Origin of the sequence: Tenacibaculum sp., assembly GCF_050290165.1 — a bacterium.
Taxonomy (GTDB): domain Bacteria; phylum Bacteroidota; class Bacteroidia; order Flavobacteriales; family Flavobacteriaceae; genus Polaribacter.
Genome location: NZ_JBNKHD010000001.1, coordinates 343248 through 361528 on the forward strand (window position 1 = coordinate 343248; position 18281 = coordinate 361528).

Sequence of the window (18281 nt, forward strand, 5' to 3'; positions counted from 1 at the left end):
ATAAAACAAACTTTTACCTAATATAATTATGAATAAAAGCTTCTTTACATTATTAATAACAACGATTTTAATCTATAGCTGTAAAAAAAACTCAATTTCATATTTTGATCAGGTCCCCCCTTCTAATAAGCAACAATTATTTGCGCCATCATTAGTCAACACAGATAGTATAGAACTTAATGTTGTTTTTAATGCTACTAGTACAGAAATGTTTTTCTCTAGAATTGTAGATCGTAGTTTTGTAATTCACCATACTGAACTAATAGATGGAAAGTGGTCTACTATAAAGCCTATTCAAATGTACCCAGATAGTATAGCTATTTCGGTAGCTTGCGATCCTACAATAACACAAGATGGAAAAACCATGTATTTTTTAGGAGTAGATCCTAAAAACTATACAAATAACGTAACTCCAGATAAGCTATATACCATTCCTCCTGATATTTACATGAGTAAAAAAGTAAACGGGAAATGGCAATTAGCTAAAAAAGTAGAATTTTCTATTTCTACAGAATACCTAGAATCCTATCCAGTTGTTGTTGCTGATGGAAGCATCTATTTTCAATCAAATCGACCAAATAATGGCGAAAGAAAAAGAAGTACCTATAGAGCACAGTATTTAGGAAATGATAAATTTGATACTCCTGTTATTGTTAATTCAAAAGAACATAATTTAGTCTATTATGTTTCTCCAAATGAAGACTACGCCATTACAAAAGACAACAAAAAATTTAAAATCGCATATAAGAAAGATGGTATGTGGACACCTTCAAAAGAAATACCATTAAATTATGAAAAAGACTTGGTTTATACTTGCCCATATATGTCTTCTGATGAAAAGTACTTTATTTTTTCAACAAGGTATTACAACCCTTTAAAAAAAGGATGGGTTGGTGTAGAAAAAGGAGAAGTCTATTGGGTAAGTTCTGATATCATGTTCAACTCCGATAAGAATTAAGCTTTGGATAATAATAAACATAACTACTTAAAATGAACAGACTTCTTTTAACCTTACTAACCATTTTTAGTTTTTCTTATGCTCATTCACAAGAGAATAAAATCAATCAAACAAAAATCAAAGAAGATTTAAATGAAATTTTAACCGATTTATCACAAAACTATATCTATTTAGAAGATAAAAATGTGGATTTAAATTGTATTAGAGAGTATTACAAAAAACAAATTCCTAATATTAAAACCAACGAACAAACGGTTCTTTTTTTTGAATACCTGTTGAACGAGTTTTACGACAGTCATCTTATTTTAAATACAAACCGAAAATCTTCCTTCAGATTGTATTCTCCAATTTATGCTACGATAAAAAATGGGAAAGCTAGCATCTCAAATATTTGGCAAACTCAAATAGAAAATAGTAATCAAAACCTTGTTGGTGCAGAAATATTAAAAATAAACGGAATCGATTTAGATAAGGCTATAGAAGAATTTCCTTCTCATTGTAATGATAAAAACTCTCCTAATGTACGACAGTGGATTGTCAACAAAATTTTGGCAGGTCGATACAATCAGCCAAGAATATTAACCTTAAGGTTAAGTAATAAAAAAATTATTGAACTTGATTTAGATAAGCTAAAGCTAAAATCAAACGCTAGTCTTTTAACATCAACAGTTGAAAATGGAATTGGTATAATTCGCATTCATAATTCTTTAGGTAACAACAACCTAGTTAGTGAATTTGACAAAGCTCTTAATGAACTAAAAAACACAAAAGGGTTAATCATAGATTTAAGAAATACTGTTGATGGTGGAAATTCTTATGTCGCTCGTGGCATTATGAGTAGATTTATCGATACTCCTAAAGCCTACCAAAAACACTGGACTGTAGAGGAATATAATAGAAATCCTAAAGTAGAAAGAAGTTGGTTTGAATATGTAAGCCCGAGAAAAGAGCAATACAAGAAACCCGTTGTTATTTTAGTTGGTCGTTGGACTGGAAGTATGGGAGAAGGTCTTGCGGTTGGATTTGAAGGAATGGAAAGAGCTCAAATCGTAGGTTCGGAAATGGAAAGACTTGCAGGAGAAATGAGTTTATTTTCATTCAAAAATCAAAAATTTGGTTACCGTCTTTCTACCGCTAAACTTTTCCATGTAAATGGAACACCTCGAGAAAAATACATTCCGACAAATTATGTAAAACAAAGGACGACAAAAAAAGATGAAACTCTTAAAAAGGGAATTGAAATAATAGAAAAAGAGGTTAAATAAAAACTCCTCTGTTTTTATACATCTGAAATAAATTAAAGGGCTTCAAACTAATTAGCACTAAATATTTAATTCGTTTGAAGCCCTTTATAAATAATACATTATAAATCAATATTACCAAGCTTAACCCTTACTTAACCTTTTTACAATTGAAACATACAAAACCGCTTGCGGAAAAGTTATGAATACACTAAAGAGGAAACGACTAAACCAACCCGATATAAAATAGGTTGGAACTATACTTAAAATCAAACTATTGAAAAAACAAAGAGGTAATGCTATCATTGATACAAACCTTATTGTAGCTTTTAACTCTTTACTCATTAATAAACGCTTCTGTTTTTAAATGTTGGCCAAAATGATGAACTATCTCTTCTATTACATAATTCTGTTGAATACGGTTAAAAGCCGAGGTTGCATCTTCTAGTAAAATTGGATTATACCCTCTATCGTGCGCATCTCTCAGGGTACTTTCTACACAAACGTGGGTAGCGTACCCTACTAAATAAACATCTTCTATTTTGTTATTTCTCAACCAAATATCCAAATTAGAACCTGAAAACCCACTAGCTCCTGTTCTCCCCATCACTACAAACTCTCCTTCTAAAGGCTGAAAGCCCTCATGAAATTGAGAACCAAATTCATCTATAGGAAAAGTCCCAAAAGTTGGGATTGCTTTATTAAGTCCACTTTTTCCGTTAACCAATTCCGGATAGCCTTTTTGAAATCGTAACCCTACATGGGCTATTGGTATTTTTTTTATTCTAGCATACTCCAAAGCTTTGGCAATATTCTTAACAGATAACTCAAACATTTCTTTATCTTCTATCAACCTCTGAAGTTTTCCTTTGGGTGAAAGCCATTCGTTTTGGCATTCGATTAAAATTAACGCTTTCATTGTAATTTATTTTTAAAAATTGTAAGTTATTTACAATTGCAAAATAAACCTCTATATTTTATATTTGCAACAATAATTGTAAATTATTTACAAATGAGCGATAAGAAACCAAATCATGAATTATCTTTTGACTTTGACTTTTTAGAAAAAGTAATTATTGGAATTGGAGAAGTTTCTCAGATAACAAACATTCCTACAAGACAAATAAGATACTGGGAAGATAAAGGTATTATATCAAGCTTAACGGAGGAAGGTAAAAATAGACGTTACGATTATAAGAACATCAAAAAAATGTTGTTAATCAAAGAACTTTTAGAGGAAGGATATACGTTAGATGCTTCAGCAGAAAAAGTAAAAAAACGTATGGAAATGATAGAAGAAACCTTCAAGAAAATTAAAAACAGTACCAATAAATAAAATGATACTCTTTTCTTTTTCTCAACTAGTTAAAACAAATTAAATGACAAAATTTGCTGAAATCTCAAAATTTTTCAAAACTGAATTTCCATTAAATCAACACGGATTAGATGAGTTATTTTCTTTGTTTAAAACAGAAAAACATGCTAAGGGAAGTATTTTACTTAAAGCAGATACTAAAGAGAAAAAACTACGCTTTTTAAATAAAGGTATTGTACGAGAATACTATGCTAATGAAGAAAAAGAGATCAATATTAATTTTTATACAAAACCTCAATTTATTTCTGACCTACTAGTCTTTGATCAAGACGCTACAACGAAAAAAAATCAAGAGTGTTTAACCTCCGTTGAAATGTTGAGTATTGAAAGACAACCTTTTTTTGATTTATTAGAAAAATACCAATGCGGAAAGGCTTTCGTTGAGTGCTCATTTCAAAAACTGTTAAAACAAAAAGAATTGTTTGAGTTTAACCGTATAACTAAATCTCCAGATGTGCTATACAACGAACTATTCATATACAAACCTGAATGGATACAAAAGATACCTCAATATCATTTAGCATCTTATTTAAACGTTACCCCAGAAACACTAAGCAGAATTAAAAAGCGTATTTCTTGATTTGAATCAATGAAAAAAGACATGGTATAAAGGACATTTGTAAACAACTAAAACGTTACAAAATGTTACAAATACATCAAATAAGAAATGCCACTATAATTATTGAAACAGAAAAAGATGTAATCCTTGTGGATCCCATGTTAGGCAACCAAGGAATCATGCCTCCTTTTACACTTTTTAGACATAAAGCAATCAAAAACCCAACGGTTCCTCTACCTGAAAATACACATTCAATTCTAAATAGAGTAACCCACTGTTTAATAACCCATCAACATCCAGACCATATTGACAGTACTGCCGTCAAATTTTTAATCAAAAATAATATTCCGGTTACTTGTAGTATCAAAGATGAAGATGCTTTTAAACAACGTGGACTAAATGTTGTTCAAAGTTTAAAATACTGGGAAAAACAACCATTCTTAGGAGGAGAAATCGAAGGTATCCCTGCAAAACACGGTTACGGATTTGTTGCTAAACTTATGGGAAATGTACTTGGTTTTCATATAAAATTACCCAATCAAAAATCCATTTATCTTAGCTCTGATACTATATATACTGATGCTGTACATAAAGTATTAGAAGAATACAAACCTGAAATTAGTGTATTAGCTAGCGGTGCTGCTCAATTTGATGTATTTAAAAACCTGATTATGAATATAGATGATATCATCAAATTTGTTAGAAATTCATCTGGTTTGGTTATAGCGAATCACATGGAAGCTATAAACCACTGCCCTTTAACTCGAAAAAAACTTAAAGAAATATTGATTCAAAACAATCTAGAAAAAAAGGTGGCTATTCCTGAAGATGGAGAATCAATAATTTTATAGATTGTATAAAAATAAAAACTCTGAAATATTTTACTAAGGCTTATATACTGAAACAAAGTCAAATTGACTTTTAAAAAACACTTTTTTAGTAAAAATTGTCTTTTTGGTTTTAAAAAACACATTTATAAAAGTAAATTAACTCAAAAAAAATATTAATAAAACAAAATTTACTTTTATAAGCGCTAAAAAAAATTAAATTCATTTAATTTGCAGCAAATTTCAATAAACTATGTCATCAAAAAATAAACTAGAAAGTTTTACTAATACAGCTGAAGAATTTGTCTCTCCAGAGTACATTCGTAACCGCTTCTCTAAAATTATGTCTGATATGTACAAGAAAGAGGTACCACTTTATGGTGAGTTACTTGATTTGGTTCATGGCATAAATGAAAATGTTCTTTCAGAGTCTAAAGAAATTGAAGAACAGCTAGCACATACTGGAGAATTAACTCGGCTAGATATGGAACGCCACGGAGCAATTCGTTTAGGTAAGCCCTATGAGCTATTTACAATGAGACGTCTGTTTAAAGTAATGGGAATGTATTCTGTTGGTTACTATGATTTAGCCCCAGCTGGTGTTCCTGTTCATTCTACGGCCTTTAGAGCTATTGAAAGCACTGCCCTTAATCAAGCTCCATTCAGAGTTTTTACCTCTTTATTACGTATAGATTTAATTGATGATGCTAAGCTTCGTAACAATGTTGAAACTATTTTAGAAAAACGTCAAATTTTTACAGAAAAAGTTTTACAACTTATTGATAAATCTGAAAAAGAAGGAGGTTTAAACAAAGAAGATGCCGAAACTTTTGTTCTAGAAGCATTAGAAACTTTTCGTTGGCACGATACTGCTACCGTAGATTATGAAATGTACGAAGCTTTACTAAATCAACACAGATTAATTGCTGATGTTGTTGCTTTCAAAGGACCTCACATCAACCACCTAACTCCTAGAACTTTAGACATAGATAAGGTGCAAGTAAGCATGGAGGCTCGTAATATTCCACCAAAAGACAATATAGAAGGACCTCCTGCAAGAAAATGCCCTATTTTATTACGTCAAACAAGTTTTAAAGCATTGACTGAAAAAGTAATTTTTAAAAACAATGTTGAAAAAGAAGAGATGGGCGAACACAAAGCTCGTTTTGGTGAGATTGAACAACGTGGTGCAGCATTAACTCAAAAAGGGCTTGACCTGTATCATGAGTTGTTAAATAAAACACGTAAAGCTATTGGTGGATCACCAACTGCTGAAAATGCCTCAGAATACAATGAATTATTAGCAGAAAACTTTAAAGTTTTCCCTGATAACTATGAAGAATTACATTCAAAAGAGTTGGCTTATTTCCATTACTTTACCACCGATAAAGTAAAAACTTTATCTAAAGATAAAGTGTATACAAAAGTAGATGTAAACCAATTATTAGAGGATGGTTATTTAAGCATAGAGCCTATGGTCTACGAAGATTTCTTGCCTGTAAGTGCAGCAGGAATTTTTGCTTCAAACCTAGGAACAGATGATGCTAAACGTGAATATCAAGGTACTTCTAATCAATCATTATTTGAAAAAGATTTAGGTGAACCTGTTTATACGTTAACAAAATGGTATGAGGATATGCAAGATGAAAGCATACAAAACTGCTTGGCAGAAATAAATGCTTAATCATAAAATCAAATATTAAAAAAGTGTAGCCGTAAATGTAGATTTGTGGCTACACTTTTTTTTCATTAAAGAGATTCTTTATCTTGTAGCTTACATTGAGTTTATTCTAACAAAACAAAATTATTCTTTTGGAAAATCAATTTGATTATATAGACAAACAAATACTATCAAAACTTCGTTTAGATGCTCGTAAAGCCTATTCGCAAATTGCAGATGAATTGAAAGTTTCTAACTCGTTAATTCATCAACGTATCAAAAAATTGACTGCGGAAGGTGTGATTAAAAATGCAGAGTTTGTTCTAGAAGAAAAAAGCTTAGGCTACAAGACCAAATCGTACACCGGTATTCGTTTGCGTGAAGCTCGTTTTGCCAAAGATGTAATGCGCGAATTAGAAAAAATTCCTGAAATAACAGAATGTAATTTCGTATCAGGAAACTACGCCATTTTTATCTTGATTTATGCTAAAGACAATCAACATCTACAAAAAATACTCTATGATAAAGTCCATTTGATAAACGGAGTGGCTGGTACCGACACTTTTATCTGTTTTGACACCTGTTTTAAACGAAACGTTCCAATAGGATAAAGTATGAATACAACAGCTGCCGTTTTATGGACAGGAGGTAAAGATTGTGCTCTAGCTTATTTAAAAGCACAACAAGCGGGTTATAACATAACACACCTAGTAACTTTTGCTCCAAAAAATCCAGATTTCAAAGCACATCCTATTCACTTAATTAAAAAACAAGTAGCTTCAATAGGTATTACTCATCAGTTTATTACAGTAGAAGCTCCCATTAAGGAAAGTTATGAGAATGCTATCCAATCTTTAAAAGATAATAATGGTATTCATACACTTGTTACTGGAGATATTGATGAAGTAGATGGACATTCAAACTGGATTGGAGAATGTAGTAAAAAATCGGGAATGCACGTTTTTAATCCTCTTTGGAAAAAAGACCGAAAATTTCTTTTAGAAGAATTACTAAGTAACAACTTTACATTGATTTTTTCTTTAGTTAAAAAAGAGCTTTTCGAGAAAAAATGGGTTGGTAAACAGCTGAATTCAACAACTATTAGTGATTTACAAAAATTAAATATTGATATTTGTGGAGAAAATGGAGAATATCATACCATGGTATTAAACACTCCTTTTTTTCAGCATAAAGTAATGGTTGACACTTCAGAAATTGAGGAAAACGAACACTTTTACTATATAAAAAGAATATGATAACCTTTTTAGGTGATTTAGATAATGATACAAACAACACAACTACAAGCCTTAGAAAAATCGTTAACAGGAGAATTGTTTTTTGACGATTTACATAAAAACATCTACGCTACTGATGCATCAGTGTATCGTAAAATACCTTTAGCGGTAGCTTATCCTAAGGATATAAAAGATATTCAGCAATTAATCGATTTTGCTACTAAAAATAATATCACCTTAATTCCTCGTACAGCAGGAACCTCCTTAGCGGGACAATGTGTAGGAGACGGAATTGTAGTTGACGTATCTAAACACTTTACAAATATTTTAGCTTTTGATGAAATCAACAAAACGATTACAGTAGAGCCTGGAATTATTCGTGATGATTTAAACCGATTTTTAAAACCTTTCGGTTTGTTCTTTGGTCCGAATACCTCAACCTCTAACCGCTGTATGATTGGTGGAATGGTTGGTAATAATTCCTCTGGAAGTACTTCTATTCGTTACGGTGTTACCAGAGATAAAGTAATTGCTATTAAAGGATTGTTGAGTGATGGTAGTGCAGTAACTTTTTCTGAAATTACTTCGGCAGAATTCAATCAGAAGAAAATAGAAAACACCTTAGAAGGAAATATCTATCGAGCAATTTACACTGAACTTATTTCAGAAGCGGCTCAACAAGAAATTAAAAATGAGTTTCCTAAGGAAAGTATTCATAGAAGAAATACAGGATATGCTGTTGATGAGTTTTTAACCTCTGATTTATTCGGAGGAACAGAACCTACTATCAATCCTGCTAAATTCTTATCAGGTAGTGAAGGTACTTTAGTATTTTCTACTGCAATTACTATTCAATTAGACGACTTACCTCCAGCGAAAAGTATTATGGTATGTCCGCATTTTAATAGTATTAATGAAAGTTTAAAAGCTACGGTAATTGCCATGAATCACAAATTATATGCTTGTGAGTTGATGGATAAAGTAATTTTAGACTGTACCAAAAACAATAGGGAACAAACTAAAAACCGTTTCTTTTTACAAGGAGATCCAGAAGCGGTGTTGATGTTAGAAGTTTCTGCTGATACTATTGAAGAAGCTGAAGTATTGGCTAATAATTTAATTGAAGATTTAAAAGTAAATAACTTCGGATATCATTATCCGAAAGTATACGGAAACGATATTGCCAAAGTACACGAGTTGCGTAAGGCAGGTTTAGGTCTGTTAGGTAATATTGTAGGAGATATGAAAGCGGTGGCTTGTATTGAAGATACAGCAGTAGCGCTTGAAGATTTACCAGAATATATTGAAGAGTTTACGCAAATTATGGATAAATACCAGCAAGATGCGGTGTATTATGCGCATGCTGGAGCTGGTGAATTGCACTTACGCCCTATTTTAAACTTAAAGAAATCTGCAGATGTTACGTTGTTTAGAAAGATAACTACTGAAACTGCTGAATTGGTTAAGAAATATCAAGGTTCATTTAGTGGTGAACATGGTGATGGAATTGTACGTGCAGAGTTTATTCCATTAATGATTGGTGATAAAAACTACCAGTTATTACGAAGAATTAAAAAAACGTTCGACCCTAATAATGTGTTCAACAAAGGAAAAATTACTGATGCTTTTCCTATGGATCAGAGCTTACGTTATGAGATAGATAGAATTGAACCTAACATTGAAACTATACAAGATTTTTCAGATAGTGAAGGTATTTTAAAATTAGCCGAAAAATGTAACGGTTCAGGTGATTGTCGTAAATCTCCAGAAGCTGGCGGAACCTTATGCCCTAGTTATCGAGCAACTCGAAACGAAAAAGAAACTACTCGCGCCAGAGCTAATACACTTCGCGAAGTTTTAACTAACAACACTGCTCAAAACAAATTTGATTCTAAAGAGTTAAAAGAAGTTCTTGACCTATGCTTGAGCTGTAAGGCTTGCGCAAGTGAATGCCCAAGTAACGTAGATATCGCTTCTATGAAAGCGGAATTTTTATATCAGTATCAAGAAACTAACGGTTATTCTTTCCGTAGTAAATTATTTGCTAACAATGCAAAATACAACAAGCTTGGAAGCAAATTTCCTGCATTAACAAACTTTTTTACCAATACTACTTTAGCTAAAAAAGTAATGGGAGTTGCGACACAACGTTCGGTTCCTAAATTGGCTAAACAGCCTTTAAGTGTTTGGTTAAACAAGTATCAACCAACAACTTCAAAAAAGACAATCTATTTATTTAATGATGAGTTTACTAACTACTACGATGCTGAAATAGGTAAAGATGCAGTAGTTGTATTAGAAAAACTAGGATACGAAGTAAAAACAACCAATCACGAAGAAAGTGGACGTAGTTATATTTCTAAAGGATTTTTAAAAGAAGCGAAAGACATTGCAAACAAAAATGTGGCTACTTTTAAAAACTTAATTACTGAAGAAACACCTCTTATCGGAATTGAGCCTTCAGCTATTTTAACCTTTAGAGATGAGTACTTGCGAATCGCAAGTGATAAGGTAGCAGCGAAAAAACTTTCTGAGAACTGTTTTACTCTTGAAGAATTTTTAGCTTCAGAAATAGGAAAAGGAAATATTCATACAGAGATGTTTACCAAAGCGTCTAAGACGCTAAAAATTCACGGACACTGTCATCAAAAAGCATTATCGAGTACCCATGCTTCCTTTTCAATTTTAAACATTCCTGAAAATTATAAAGTAACTATTATGAATACGGGTTGTTGTGGAATGGCAGGTTCTTTTGGATACGAAAAAGAGCATTACAAAGTAAGCATGCAAGTAGGTGAAGACACACTATTTCCTAAAGTTAGGAACTGTTCAAACGACACAGAAATAGTGGCTGCAGGTACAAGTTGTCGTCATCAAATTTATGATGGAACCAAGCGCATTGCAAAACATCCTGTAACAATTTTAAGAGAAGCTTTACTATAAATTATTGATTTTCATTTGATTATTTTGTACATTTAAGACATTGTAATTTTTAAATATAATGTTATGTCAAGCAACAAAATAATTATTAATAACGCTCTGCTAATTTATGCAGGGATTGTTGGGTTCTTTTTAATTATGAAAATTTTTGGTTTAGAAGATGTTGCTGAGTTGCGTTTTTTAAATTTCATTTTTGTGCTTTATGGTATTAATAGAGCTATAAAAACAAATATTAAAAAAAACCACGAGTCATTATACTTTAATAACTTTTCTATAGGTATTGCTACCTCAGCAATAGGTGTAGGAATTACTATTTTGAGTTTAATTTTTTATGTAGATGTAATCGATTCTGGTTTTATTAAAATACTTGAAAAATCTTCATTTTGGGGACAGAATCTAAGCTTACCTCTGGTTGTGTTTGCCTTGATTATTGAAGGTATTGCCTCTTCAGTTATTTGCTCGTTTGTTTTAATGCAATACTATAAAAACTACAAACCTTCAGATACAATGATGGTTTAATGCTTAGGTAAAAAAACCTCTGCCATCATACAACGTGCACTTCCACCTCCACAGGTTTCAATAGTTTGTAATGAACTGTGTACTATTTTTGTGTGTTTTTCTAAGGTTTTTAACTGCTGATTTGTCAAGGATTTATAAGCTGAAGTACTCATCACCAAATATAGCTCATCATTCTTTCCTCTTACTTGCAACATATTACCTGCAAACTGAGTTACTTGCGTTTCATTAATAGCAATCACTTCTTTTCCATCAGACTTTAAATGCTTCAATACATTTTTCTTTTCCTTTTTATCATCTATAGCATCTAAACACACCACAGCAAAAGTTTCAGTAACACACATCATTACATTGGTATGGTAAATCGCTTCTCTTTCTCCATCAACGGTTTGATTTGCCTCAAAAATCACAGGGGTATATTCAAAATCTTCACAAAACTCAATAAACAACTCTTCATCAGCTCTAGGAGATAAGGCACAATAAGCTTTTCTATGCTGTCTATCTAAAATCATACTTCCTGTTCCTTCTAAGAAAACGAATTCATCTTCGGCTTCAGAATAATCAATTACATTCTCAATATGGAATCCCTTTTCCTCCAAAATTTCTAGCACATCTTCTCTACGTTCCAAACGGCGATTCTCTGCAAACATCGGATAAATCGCTACATCTCCATTCTCATGAAAAGAAACCCAATTGTTAGGAAATAATGCATCAGGTGTATCAGGTTCCTTCATATCTTCTACTACCACTACCTCCACCCCTACGTCTTGTAATTTCTGAACAAAATCATCAAACTCTTGCTGTGCCTTTGCATTAATAGATGCTGGTAACACATCAGTTACTTCTTGTTGATAGTAGTTATTTACCGCTGTTTGTTCATTCATCCTAAAACTTGCAGGACGAATCATTAATATTGTGTTCGTTGTTTGTTGCATATTGCGAAGGTAACAAGATTTTAGTTTGGTTGTTACCATAGATTTATAAACTTAACAGATAGCAAAACAGCAATCTTTAGCATTGTAAACAATCCTTATCTTACTAAGAATCAATATTTTTTCAATAAAAATTTGCGCAATCAAATAACTGCACATATATTTGCAGTTAAATAACTGCGTAATGAAACTAAGGCGAGATGTTTTTCAGGCTATAGCCGATCCTACTAGGAGAACTATAATTACATTGGTAGCATTCAATGCTATGACCCCTACTGCTATAGCAGAAAATTTTGATTACTCGAGACAAACTATCTCTAAACACATACAAATTCTTACAGAATGTGAAATTTTAGAACAGGAACAGAGAGGGCGAGAAATTTACTATCAATTAAACCCTAAAGGCATGGAAGAAATAGCCAATTTTATAGAACCTTTCAGAAAATTATGGGACGATCGTTTTAACAAACTAGAATCTATAATGAAAAACTACAAATAAAACACTCTAATGGAATATAAAACCAACGTTATAGCAGAAGAAGGCAAGCAAGAAATTCTAATCACTAGAGAATTTGACCTACCTGTTGAATTACTTTTCAAAGCCTATATAGAACCCGAAATAATTGAACAATGGATGGGAACTAAAGTTTTAGAGTTTCAATGGCAAAAACATGGGAGCTACCGTTTTGAGACAACAGACCCAAAAGGAAATAAACATGGATTTAATGGTGTTATACACAATTATATTCTAAATCAAAAAATCATTAGAACTTTTGAAATGGAAAATATGTCCTTTGGAGTTCAACTTGAAGTTTATGAATTTGAAAAGCTAACTAAAAATACAAGCAAACTAAAACAACAAATAATTTACCAATCGGTTGAATTCAGAAATCAAAACTTAAAACTGCCCTTTAAACAAGGTATAAACTGGGCGCATAATCAACTTGAAAAAATATTTACTAACTAAAAATAAAATATTATGATGAAGAGAAACAAAATAATTTATTGGACTGTTACCATATTCCTTTCAATTGGAATGTTGGCTGGTGGTGTACAGCAAATGCTCCAAATTGGCGGATACAATGACATCGTTAAACAATTAGGCTACCCACAATACCTATTAAGTATTTTAGGTGTATGGAAAATATTAGGTGTCATTGCCATTCTTATTCCAAAATCTCCTCTATTAAAAGAATGGGCATATGCAGGCTTTTTCTTTGCCATGTCTGGTGCTGCGATTTCTCACTTTGTAATAAGTAAATCTCTAACCGATGCTTTACCATCTTTAATATTATTAATTGTTATCTTTTTATCTTGGTATTTCAGACCAGTAGAGAGAAAATTAAACTCACCAATAAAACTATAAAATGGAAAAAGTTGATAACTATATAGATAAAGAAAAAAAGTGGAAAGAAGAAACTAAATTGTTACGAGAAATCTGTTTAGAATGCGGGCTTACCGAAGATTTTAAATGGATGCATCCTTGCTATACTTTTCAAGAAAAAAATATCGTTTTAATTCACAGTTTCAAAGAATACTGTGCACTTCTTTTTCATAAAGGCGCCTTGTTAAGTGATACTCACAACATTTTGATTCAACAAACAGAAAATGTTCAATCTGCTCGTCAAATTCGCTTTACTAATCCACCGCAAATAATTGATTTAAAAACGACTATTAAATCTTACGTTTTTGAGGCGATAGAAGTAGAAAAATTAGGTTTGAAAGTAAAAATGAAAAAAACTACCGAGTTTGAAATGCCTGATGAACTTATCAAGGCATTTGAAGAAAATCTCGATTTAAAAGCTGCTTTTGAAGCATTGACTCCCGGAAGACAAAGAAGTTATTTACTGTATTTCTCACAAGCGAAACAATCAAAAACTCGTGAGATAAGAATAGAAAAATCTACTCCAAAAATCTTTGAAGGTAAAGGATATAATGAACGATAAAAATCAATAATTAAATCTTCTTTCCTTATTTTTAATAAAAATACCAGCTATCAAAAATGATAAACCTTCAAAAAATTGAAACAATTTCTGACTTTAAACCTAAGAGGATAAAAAAGTATCTTCTTATATGGTGTAATGAGGGGCAAGTTTCTATAGTGGTTGACAATAAGCGTCTAACTCTCCACAAGAACCAAATTCTTACGATAACTTCAGGGCAATACCATTACTTTGAAAATGTTAGTGAAGGAAAAGGATACGTAGTTGATTTTACACTCAACTATATATGCAAAACAGAAAAAGATATTGAATTAATTTTTCAGAACAGTCTATTTTGTCATTTTGATTACAATGAAGTAATCTCAATAAACTCTCCTGAAGAAATTGAAACCGAAATCCATAAAATAGAACGAGAATTAAGAGAAAAACCATTTCAATACTTAGATTCCATCCATGCACGTATTGAGTTACTATTATTCGAAATAAATCGATCAAAAATTGCCAATGGTGGTGAAATATGGAAACCCGAAGCACTTTTCTTACAATTTTTAGAGTTTGTTAGAAATAATTTTGAACACAACTATTCTTTAAAAGACATTGCAGAACATCTTAAATCCTCTGAACTAAAACTAAATGAATTAGCTAAAAAACATACAGGTAAAACTGCTCAAAATGTTATCTATGGTCTAATCATTTCAGAAGCACAACGTATTCTTCAATACGAAAACAAAAGTGTAAAAGAAGTTGCTTACGAACTAGGCTTTAAAGACCCTTACTATTTTTCTAAATTCTTTAAGAATCATACAGCAATGTCTCCGACAGAGTTTCAAAATAAGCTGATTTTGTAAATTTTACATCAAAAACTTCAAATTCTCCATTTTTTAGGTTTCAGTTAAATATCACCTTTGTTTTATTAAATTTTTATACAAAACTGTAAACTTAATTAATTATGAATATTAAAGATTATATTACTAAAAGTGAACAAATTACCTGGAACCCTCTTATTGAAAAAGGAGTACATTATAATGGAGTATTTGTTAAATCCTTATACTTTGATAAAACTACACAACGTTCAAAAGCTATTTTATTAAAATTTGAAGAAGGAGCTTCTTATCCTTATCATGTGCATCCTGCGGGAGAAGAAATATTGGTATTAAAAGGAAGTTGTGAAATTTTTGGTGAAGTTCTAGAACAAGGAGATTATTTATACACACCTCCTCAAGGAAAACATAGTGTGAAAACCCAAGATGGGTGTGTTTTGTTTTTATCAGTACCTGAAGAAGTTGTTTTAATAAAAAATGAAGACATTTAAAAAGAAAGGGTGGAATTCCACCCTTTTATAATATTTGAAATACCTCTCCTATATTAGAACTCATAAACCAAGACCTCCTTTTAAATTTAGAAAAGTAACTCGTTACATATTGTGAAGGTATTACGTATAGATGTAAATTATATCGTTGCAACATCTTAAAATAAACATCGTCTTTTATGAAAACCGAAATAATATGATAAAAAATTTTAAAACTTTTCTTGCCTTAACATGCTTATTTTCTAGCATTTCTTGTGTTAACCCTGAAAACAAAAAGAATACTGATGAAGCCAAACAAAAAATAGACAATTACCTCTCTAAAACAATAAAGCTGCATAATATTCCTGGATTAGCTCTAGCAGTAGTAGAAGGAGATAATATAGTATATGAAAATTATTTTGGTAAAGCGTCATTGGAAGATGATATACCCGTAGACAAAAATACTTTGTTTAGAATTTTTTCAGCGACTAAACTTATTACTTCAACAGCTGTATTTCAACTTATTCAGGATAAAAAACTGGACTTAAAAGACCCCATTTCAAAATACTTAGAAAATTTACCTCCTCAGTGGCAAAGAGTAAAAATTGAAAACTTATTAAGTCATTCCTCTGGAATACCTGATTTAATAAGATATGAAAGTAATTTATCCGACAAAGAGTTGATGGAAAAATTAGCTAAGGACAACATGGAGTTTATCACTGGTAATCAATTTAAATATAATCAAACAAACTATTGGTTACTTGCTCAAATAATAGAGAAAATTACTCAAAAGCCCTTTGATGAATATGTTTTAAAAAAACAATTTGACGGTAAAACTAAAGGAGTTTTATTTTCTTCAAATTCTTTAGAGCTTATACCTAATAGAGCTATTAGATATTTCTATAATAATAAAACCAAAACTTTTGAAAAAGACAAAAACAATAGCGGTAAAAGAGGATTCTCAGGAAATGGTTTAAACATAACCCTTGATGAGTTTATTAAATGGAATAAATTATTAGATGACAATAAATTATTAAAAGAGCAAGCTAAATCTAAAATGTGGTTCCCTTTTCATTTTACAAATAAAAAAGATCGCTTTTTACATGGTTGGAATAGTTATTATGTAAACGGGGTAAGTTCTTATGGTTTTTCTGGTGGTAATTTAGCTGCCTTCCGAAAATTTACAGATAGCAATACAACCATTATTTTACTATCTAATGGTTATGAAATACCAGCGTATGATATTATTGTGAACGACATCGCTAGAATAGTGATTCCTAACTTAAGTAATAAAAAACTGACTTTTGAAGAAGATATTATGCGTTCTATTCTTAATAAAGAATATCTAAAAGCTACTACAGCTTTTAAAAAACTAAATGCAGAAAACCAAAAGACAGATTTTGAAAATTTAAAATGGAATATAAATACTATTGGAAATTCATTAACCTATTCAAATAACCTCCATCAAGCTCAACAGGTATTCAAGATAAATGCAGAAGCTAACCCAAATTGGTGGGTATCTTTAGCTAGTTTAGCTGAAAGTTATGAAATGCAAAACGACACCTTAAAAGCTATTGATAATTACAAAAAATCCATTGCACTAAATGAAAATAACGAATGGAACTACAATGAAGAAATGACAAAAAAGATTGTTCAATTAAGTCATAAATAAAATCTTAAAACTGTACGTAGCCACCGAACAATTACATCTTCAATTAGTATTTGTAATTGCTTGATTACCTATTGGCCTATACTATAATCCATCTTTTAAATTTAGAAAAGTAACGGTGTCAAATTGTTGCTCTAAAAAATCAATTGCTCGTTGGCTACGTACTCCTGATTTACAATAAACAACCACAGGCTTCTCTGTGTTTATTTCTTCATATCGTTGAGCAAGTTTTCCTAACGGAATGTGTTGTCCACCTATATGATTCTGCTCCCGTTCCCAATCTTCTCGAACATCCAATAAATTATAAGCTGACGGATTATTTTGCAACTCTTCTAAAGTTATCTCATTAGCAGCAGTTTTAATTCCGCAGAAAAATTCATAGTCACTATCTAATTCAGTAACCTCAGTTTTATCTGTCTTTTCAAACTTCAATATCATTTGACGCATGCTTAAGGTATCATACATCAATAATTTATTGGCTAACACCTCTCCTATTCCACAAATAATCTTAATAGCTTCATTGGCTTGTAAACTTCCAATAATTCCTGGCAATACACCAATTACACCAATTTCTGAGCAATTGGGTGATTCTTCTGGTTTGGGTGGAGTTGGATATAAACATCGATACGTAGCACTTCCTTGATAATTAAACACGCTTACTTGTCCTTCAAACTTAAAAATAGCGCCGTACACCAATGGTTTTTGAGTTAGTACTGCTGCATCGTTGGTTAAATAACGAGTGGCAAAATTATCACTTCCATCTACAATTACATCATATTTCTCAAATAAAGAAACGGCATTCTGATTCGTTAATTTTTCTTTATATACATGAAATTGAACAAAAGGGTTCAATTTAGATAAACGATTTGCTGCTGTTTCCGCTTTAGACTTCCCTATATCATCTATGGTATATAATACTTGACGCTGTAAATTACTTTGGTCTACTACATCATCATCGATAATTCCAATCGTCCCAACACCTGCTGCCGTTAAATATTGTAGTACAGGACAACCCAATCCACCAGCACCGATTACCAATACTTTGGCCTGTTTTAGTTTTAGTTGCCCTTCTTCTCCTATTTTATCTAGAATAAGATGGCGATTATATTGCTTTTGTTCTTCTTTTGTCAAGTTCATA

20 protein-coding genes are annotated in these 18281 nt (G+C 31.5%); 17 read left to right on the plus strand and 3 right to left on the minus strand.

Going from position 1 to position 18281, the window contains the following annotated elements:
• Nucleotides 1–28: 28 nt before the first annotated feature.
• Nucleotides 29–958, plus strand: a complete 930-nt coding sequence (locus ACQY6M_RS01535) for a hypothetical protein (protein ID WP_428742929.1) — start codon at nt 29–31, stop codon at nt 956–958.
• A gap of 32 nt (nt 959–990) precedes the next feature.
• On the plus strand, nt 991–2223 hold the full coding sequence (locus ACQY6M_RS01540) for a S41 family peptidase (protein WP_428742930.1): 1233 nt from the start codon (nt 991–993) through the stop codon (nt 2221–2223).
• A gap of 313 nt (nt 2224–2536) precedes the next feature.
• Here the strand turns inward: ACQY6M_RS01540 and ACQY6M_RS01545 are convergent, their stop codons facing one another.
• Complete coding sequence (locus ACQY6M_RS01545; RefSeq protein WP_428742931.1) at nt 2537–3118, minus strand: cysteine hydrolase; 582 nt, start codon at nt 3116–3118, stop codon at nt 2537–2539.
• A 93-nt stretch (nt 3119–3211) separates the two neighbouring features.
• Between ACQY6M_RS01545 and ACQY6M_RS01550 the strand changes: the two genes are divergently transcribed.
• The 8 genes from ACQY6M_RS01550 to ACQY6M_RS01585 all read left to right on the plus strand — a co-directional run bounded on the left by ACQY6M_RS01550 (nt 3212) and on the right by ACQY6M_RS01585 (nt 11314).
• The gene (locus tag ACQY6M_RS01550) at nt 3212–3535 is read left to right on the plus strand and encodes a MerR family transcriptional regulator (RefSeq protein WP_428742932.1); all 324 of its coding nucleotides are present in this window, start codon (nt 3212–3214) and stop codon (nt 3533–3535) included.
• Between the two features lie 43 nt (nt 3536–3578).
• A complete protein-coding gene (locus ACQY6M_RS01555; RefSeq protein ID WP_428742933.1) occupies nt 3579–4154 on the plus strand; it encodes a Crp/Fnr family transcriptional regulator in 576 nt (191 codons plus the stop codon).
• A 62-nt stretch (nt 4155–4216) separates the two neighbouring features.
• On the plus strand, nt 4217–4984 hold the full coding sequence (locus tag ACQY6M_RS01560; protein ID WP_428742934.1) for an MBL fold metallo-hydrolase: 768 nt from the start codon (nt 4217–4219) through the stop codon (nt 4982–4984).
• Between the two features lie 229 nt (nt 4985–5213).
• On the plus strand, nt 5214–6644 hold the full coding sequence (gene hglS / locus ACQY6M_RS01565) for a 2-oxoadipate dioxygenase/decarboxylase HglS (protein WP_428742935.1): 1431 nt from the start codon (nt 5214–5216) through the stop codon (nt 6642–6644).
• Nucleotides 6645–6772: 128 nt separating this feature from the next.
• Nucleotides 6773–7231 carry an Lrp/AsnC family transcriptional regulator gene (locus ACQY6M_RS01570; RefSeq protein ID WP_428742936.1) on the plus strand — a complete coding sequence of 153 codons (459 nt, stop codon included), beginning with the start codon at nt 6773–6775 and terminating at the stop codon, nt 7229–7231.
• Nucleotides 7232–7234: 3 nt separating this feature from the next.
• Complete coding sequence (locus ACQY6M_RS01575) at nt 7235–7876, plus strand: diphthine--ammonia ligase (protein WP_428742937.1); 642 nt, start codon at nt 7235–7237, stop codon at nt 7874–7876.
• A gap of 24 nt (nt 7877–7900) precedes the next feature.
• Nucleotides 7901–10798, plus strand: a complete 2898-nt coding sequence (locus ACQY6M_RS01580; RefSeq protein ID WP_428742938.1) for an FAD-binding and (Fe-S)-binding domain-containing protein — start codon at nt 7901–7903, stop codon at nt 10796–10798.
• A 63-nt stretch (nt 10799–10861) separates the two neighbouring features.
• Nucleotides 10862–11314, plus strand: a complete 453-nt coding sequence (locus tag ACQY6M_RS01585) for a hypothetical protein (RefSeq protein ID WP_428742939.1) — start codon at nt 10862–10864, stop codon at nt 11312–11314.
• On the opposite strand, the gene ctlX is transcribed toward ACQY6M_RS01585, so the two are convergent.
• The gene (gene ctlX / locus ACQY6M_RS01590) at nt 11311–12246 is read right to left on the minus strand and encodes a citrulline utilization hydrolase CtlX (RefSeq protein ID WP_428742940.1); all 936 of its coding nucleotides are present in this window, start codon (nt 12244–12246) and stop codon (nt 11311–11313) included. The genes ACQY6M_RS01585 and ctlX overlap by 4 nt on opposite strands.
• A gap of 181 nt (nt 12247–12427) precedes the next feature.
• On the opposite strand from ctlX, the gene ACQY6M_RS01595 reads away from it, so the two are divergent.
• From ACQY6M_RS01595 to ACQY6M_RS01625, 7 genes are all read left to right on the plus strand, one after another.
• Complete coding sequence (locus tag ACQY6M_RS01595) at nt 12428–12742, plus strand: ArsR/SmtB family transcription factor (RefSeq protein ID WP_428742941.1); 315 nt, start codon at nt 12428–12430, stop codon at nt 12740–12742.
• Between the two features lie 9 nt (nt 12743–12751).
• A complete protein-coding gene (locus ACQY6M_RS01600) occupies nt 12752–13210 on the plus strand; it encodes an SRPBCC domain-containing protein (RefSeq protein WP_428742942.1) in 459 nt (152 codons plus the stop codon).
• A gap of 12 nt (nt 13211–13222) precedes the next feature.
• Nucleotides 13223–13609 carry a DoxX family protein gene (locus ACQY6M_RS01605; RefSeq protein WP_428742943.1) on the plus strand — a complete coding sequence of 129 codons (387 nt, stop codon included), beginning with the start codon at nt 13223–13225 and terminating at the stop codon, nt 13607–13609.
• Nucleotide 13610: 1 nt separating this feature from the next.
• On the plus strand, nt 13611–14189 hold the full coding sequence (locus ACQY6M_RS01610) for a YdeI/OmpD-associated family protein (protein ID WP_428742944.1): 579 nt from the start codon (nt 13611–13613) through the stop codon (nt 14187–14189).
• Nucleotides 14190–14245: 56 nt separating this feature from the next.
• A complete protein-coding gene (locus tag ACQY6M_RS01615; protein ID WP_428742945.1) occupies nt 14246–15034 on the plus strand; it encodes a helix-turn-helix domain-containing protein in 789 nt (262 codons plus the stop codon).
• 101 nt (nt 15035–15135) lie between these two features.
• Nucleotides 15136–15498 carry a cupin domain-containing protein gene (locus ACQY6M_RS01620; RefSeq protein ID WP_428742946.1) on the plus strand — a complete coding sequence of 121 codons (363 nt, stop codon included), beginning with the start codon at nt 15136–15138 and terminating at the stop codon, nt 15496–15498.
• 193 nt (nt 15499–15691) lie between these two features.
• Nucleotides 15692–17146, plus strand: a complete 1455-nt coding sequence (locus ACQY6M_RS01625; protein WP_428742947.1) for a serine hydrolase — start codon at nt 15692–15694, stop codon at nt 17144–17146.
• A gap of 81 nt (nt 17147–17227) precedes the next feature.
• Here the strand turns inward: ACQY6M_RS01625 and moeB are convergent, their stop codons facing one another.
• The gene (gene moeB / locus ACQY6M_RS01630; RefSeq protein WP_428742948.1) at nt 17228–18280 is read right to left on the minus strand and encodes a molybdopterin-synthase adenylyltransferase MoeB; all 1053 of its coding nucleotides are present in this window, start codon (nt 18278–18280) and stop codon (nt 17228–17230) included.
• Nucleotide 18281 lies beyond the last annotated feature (1 nt).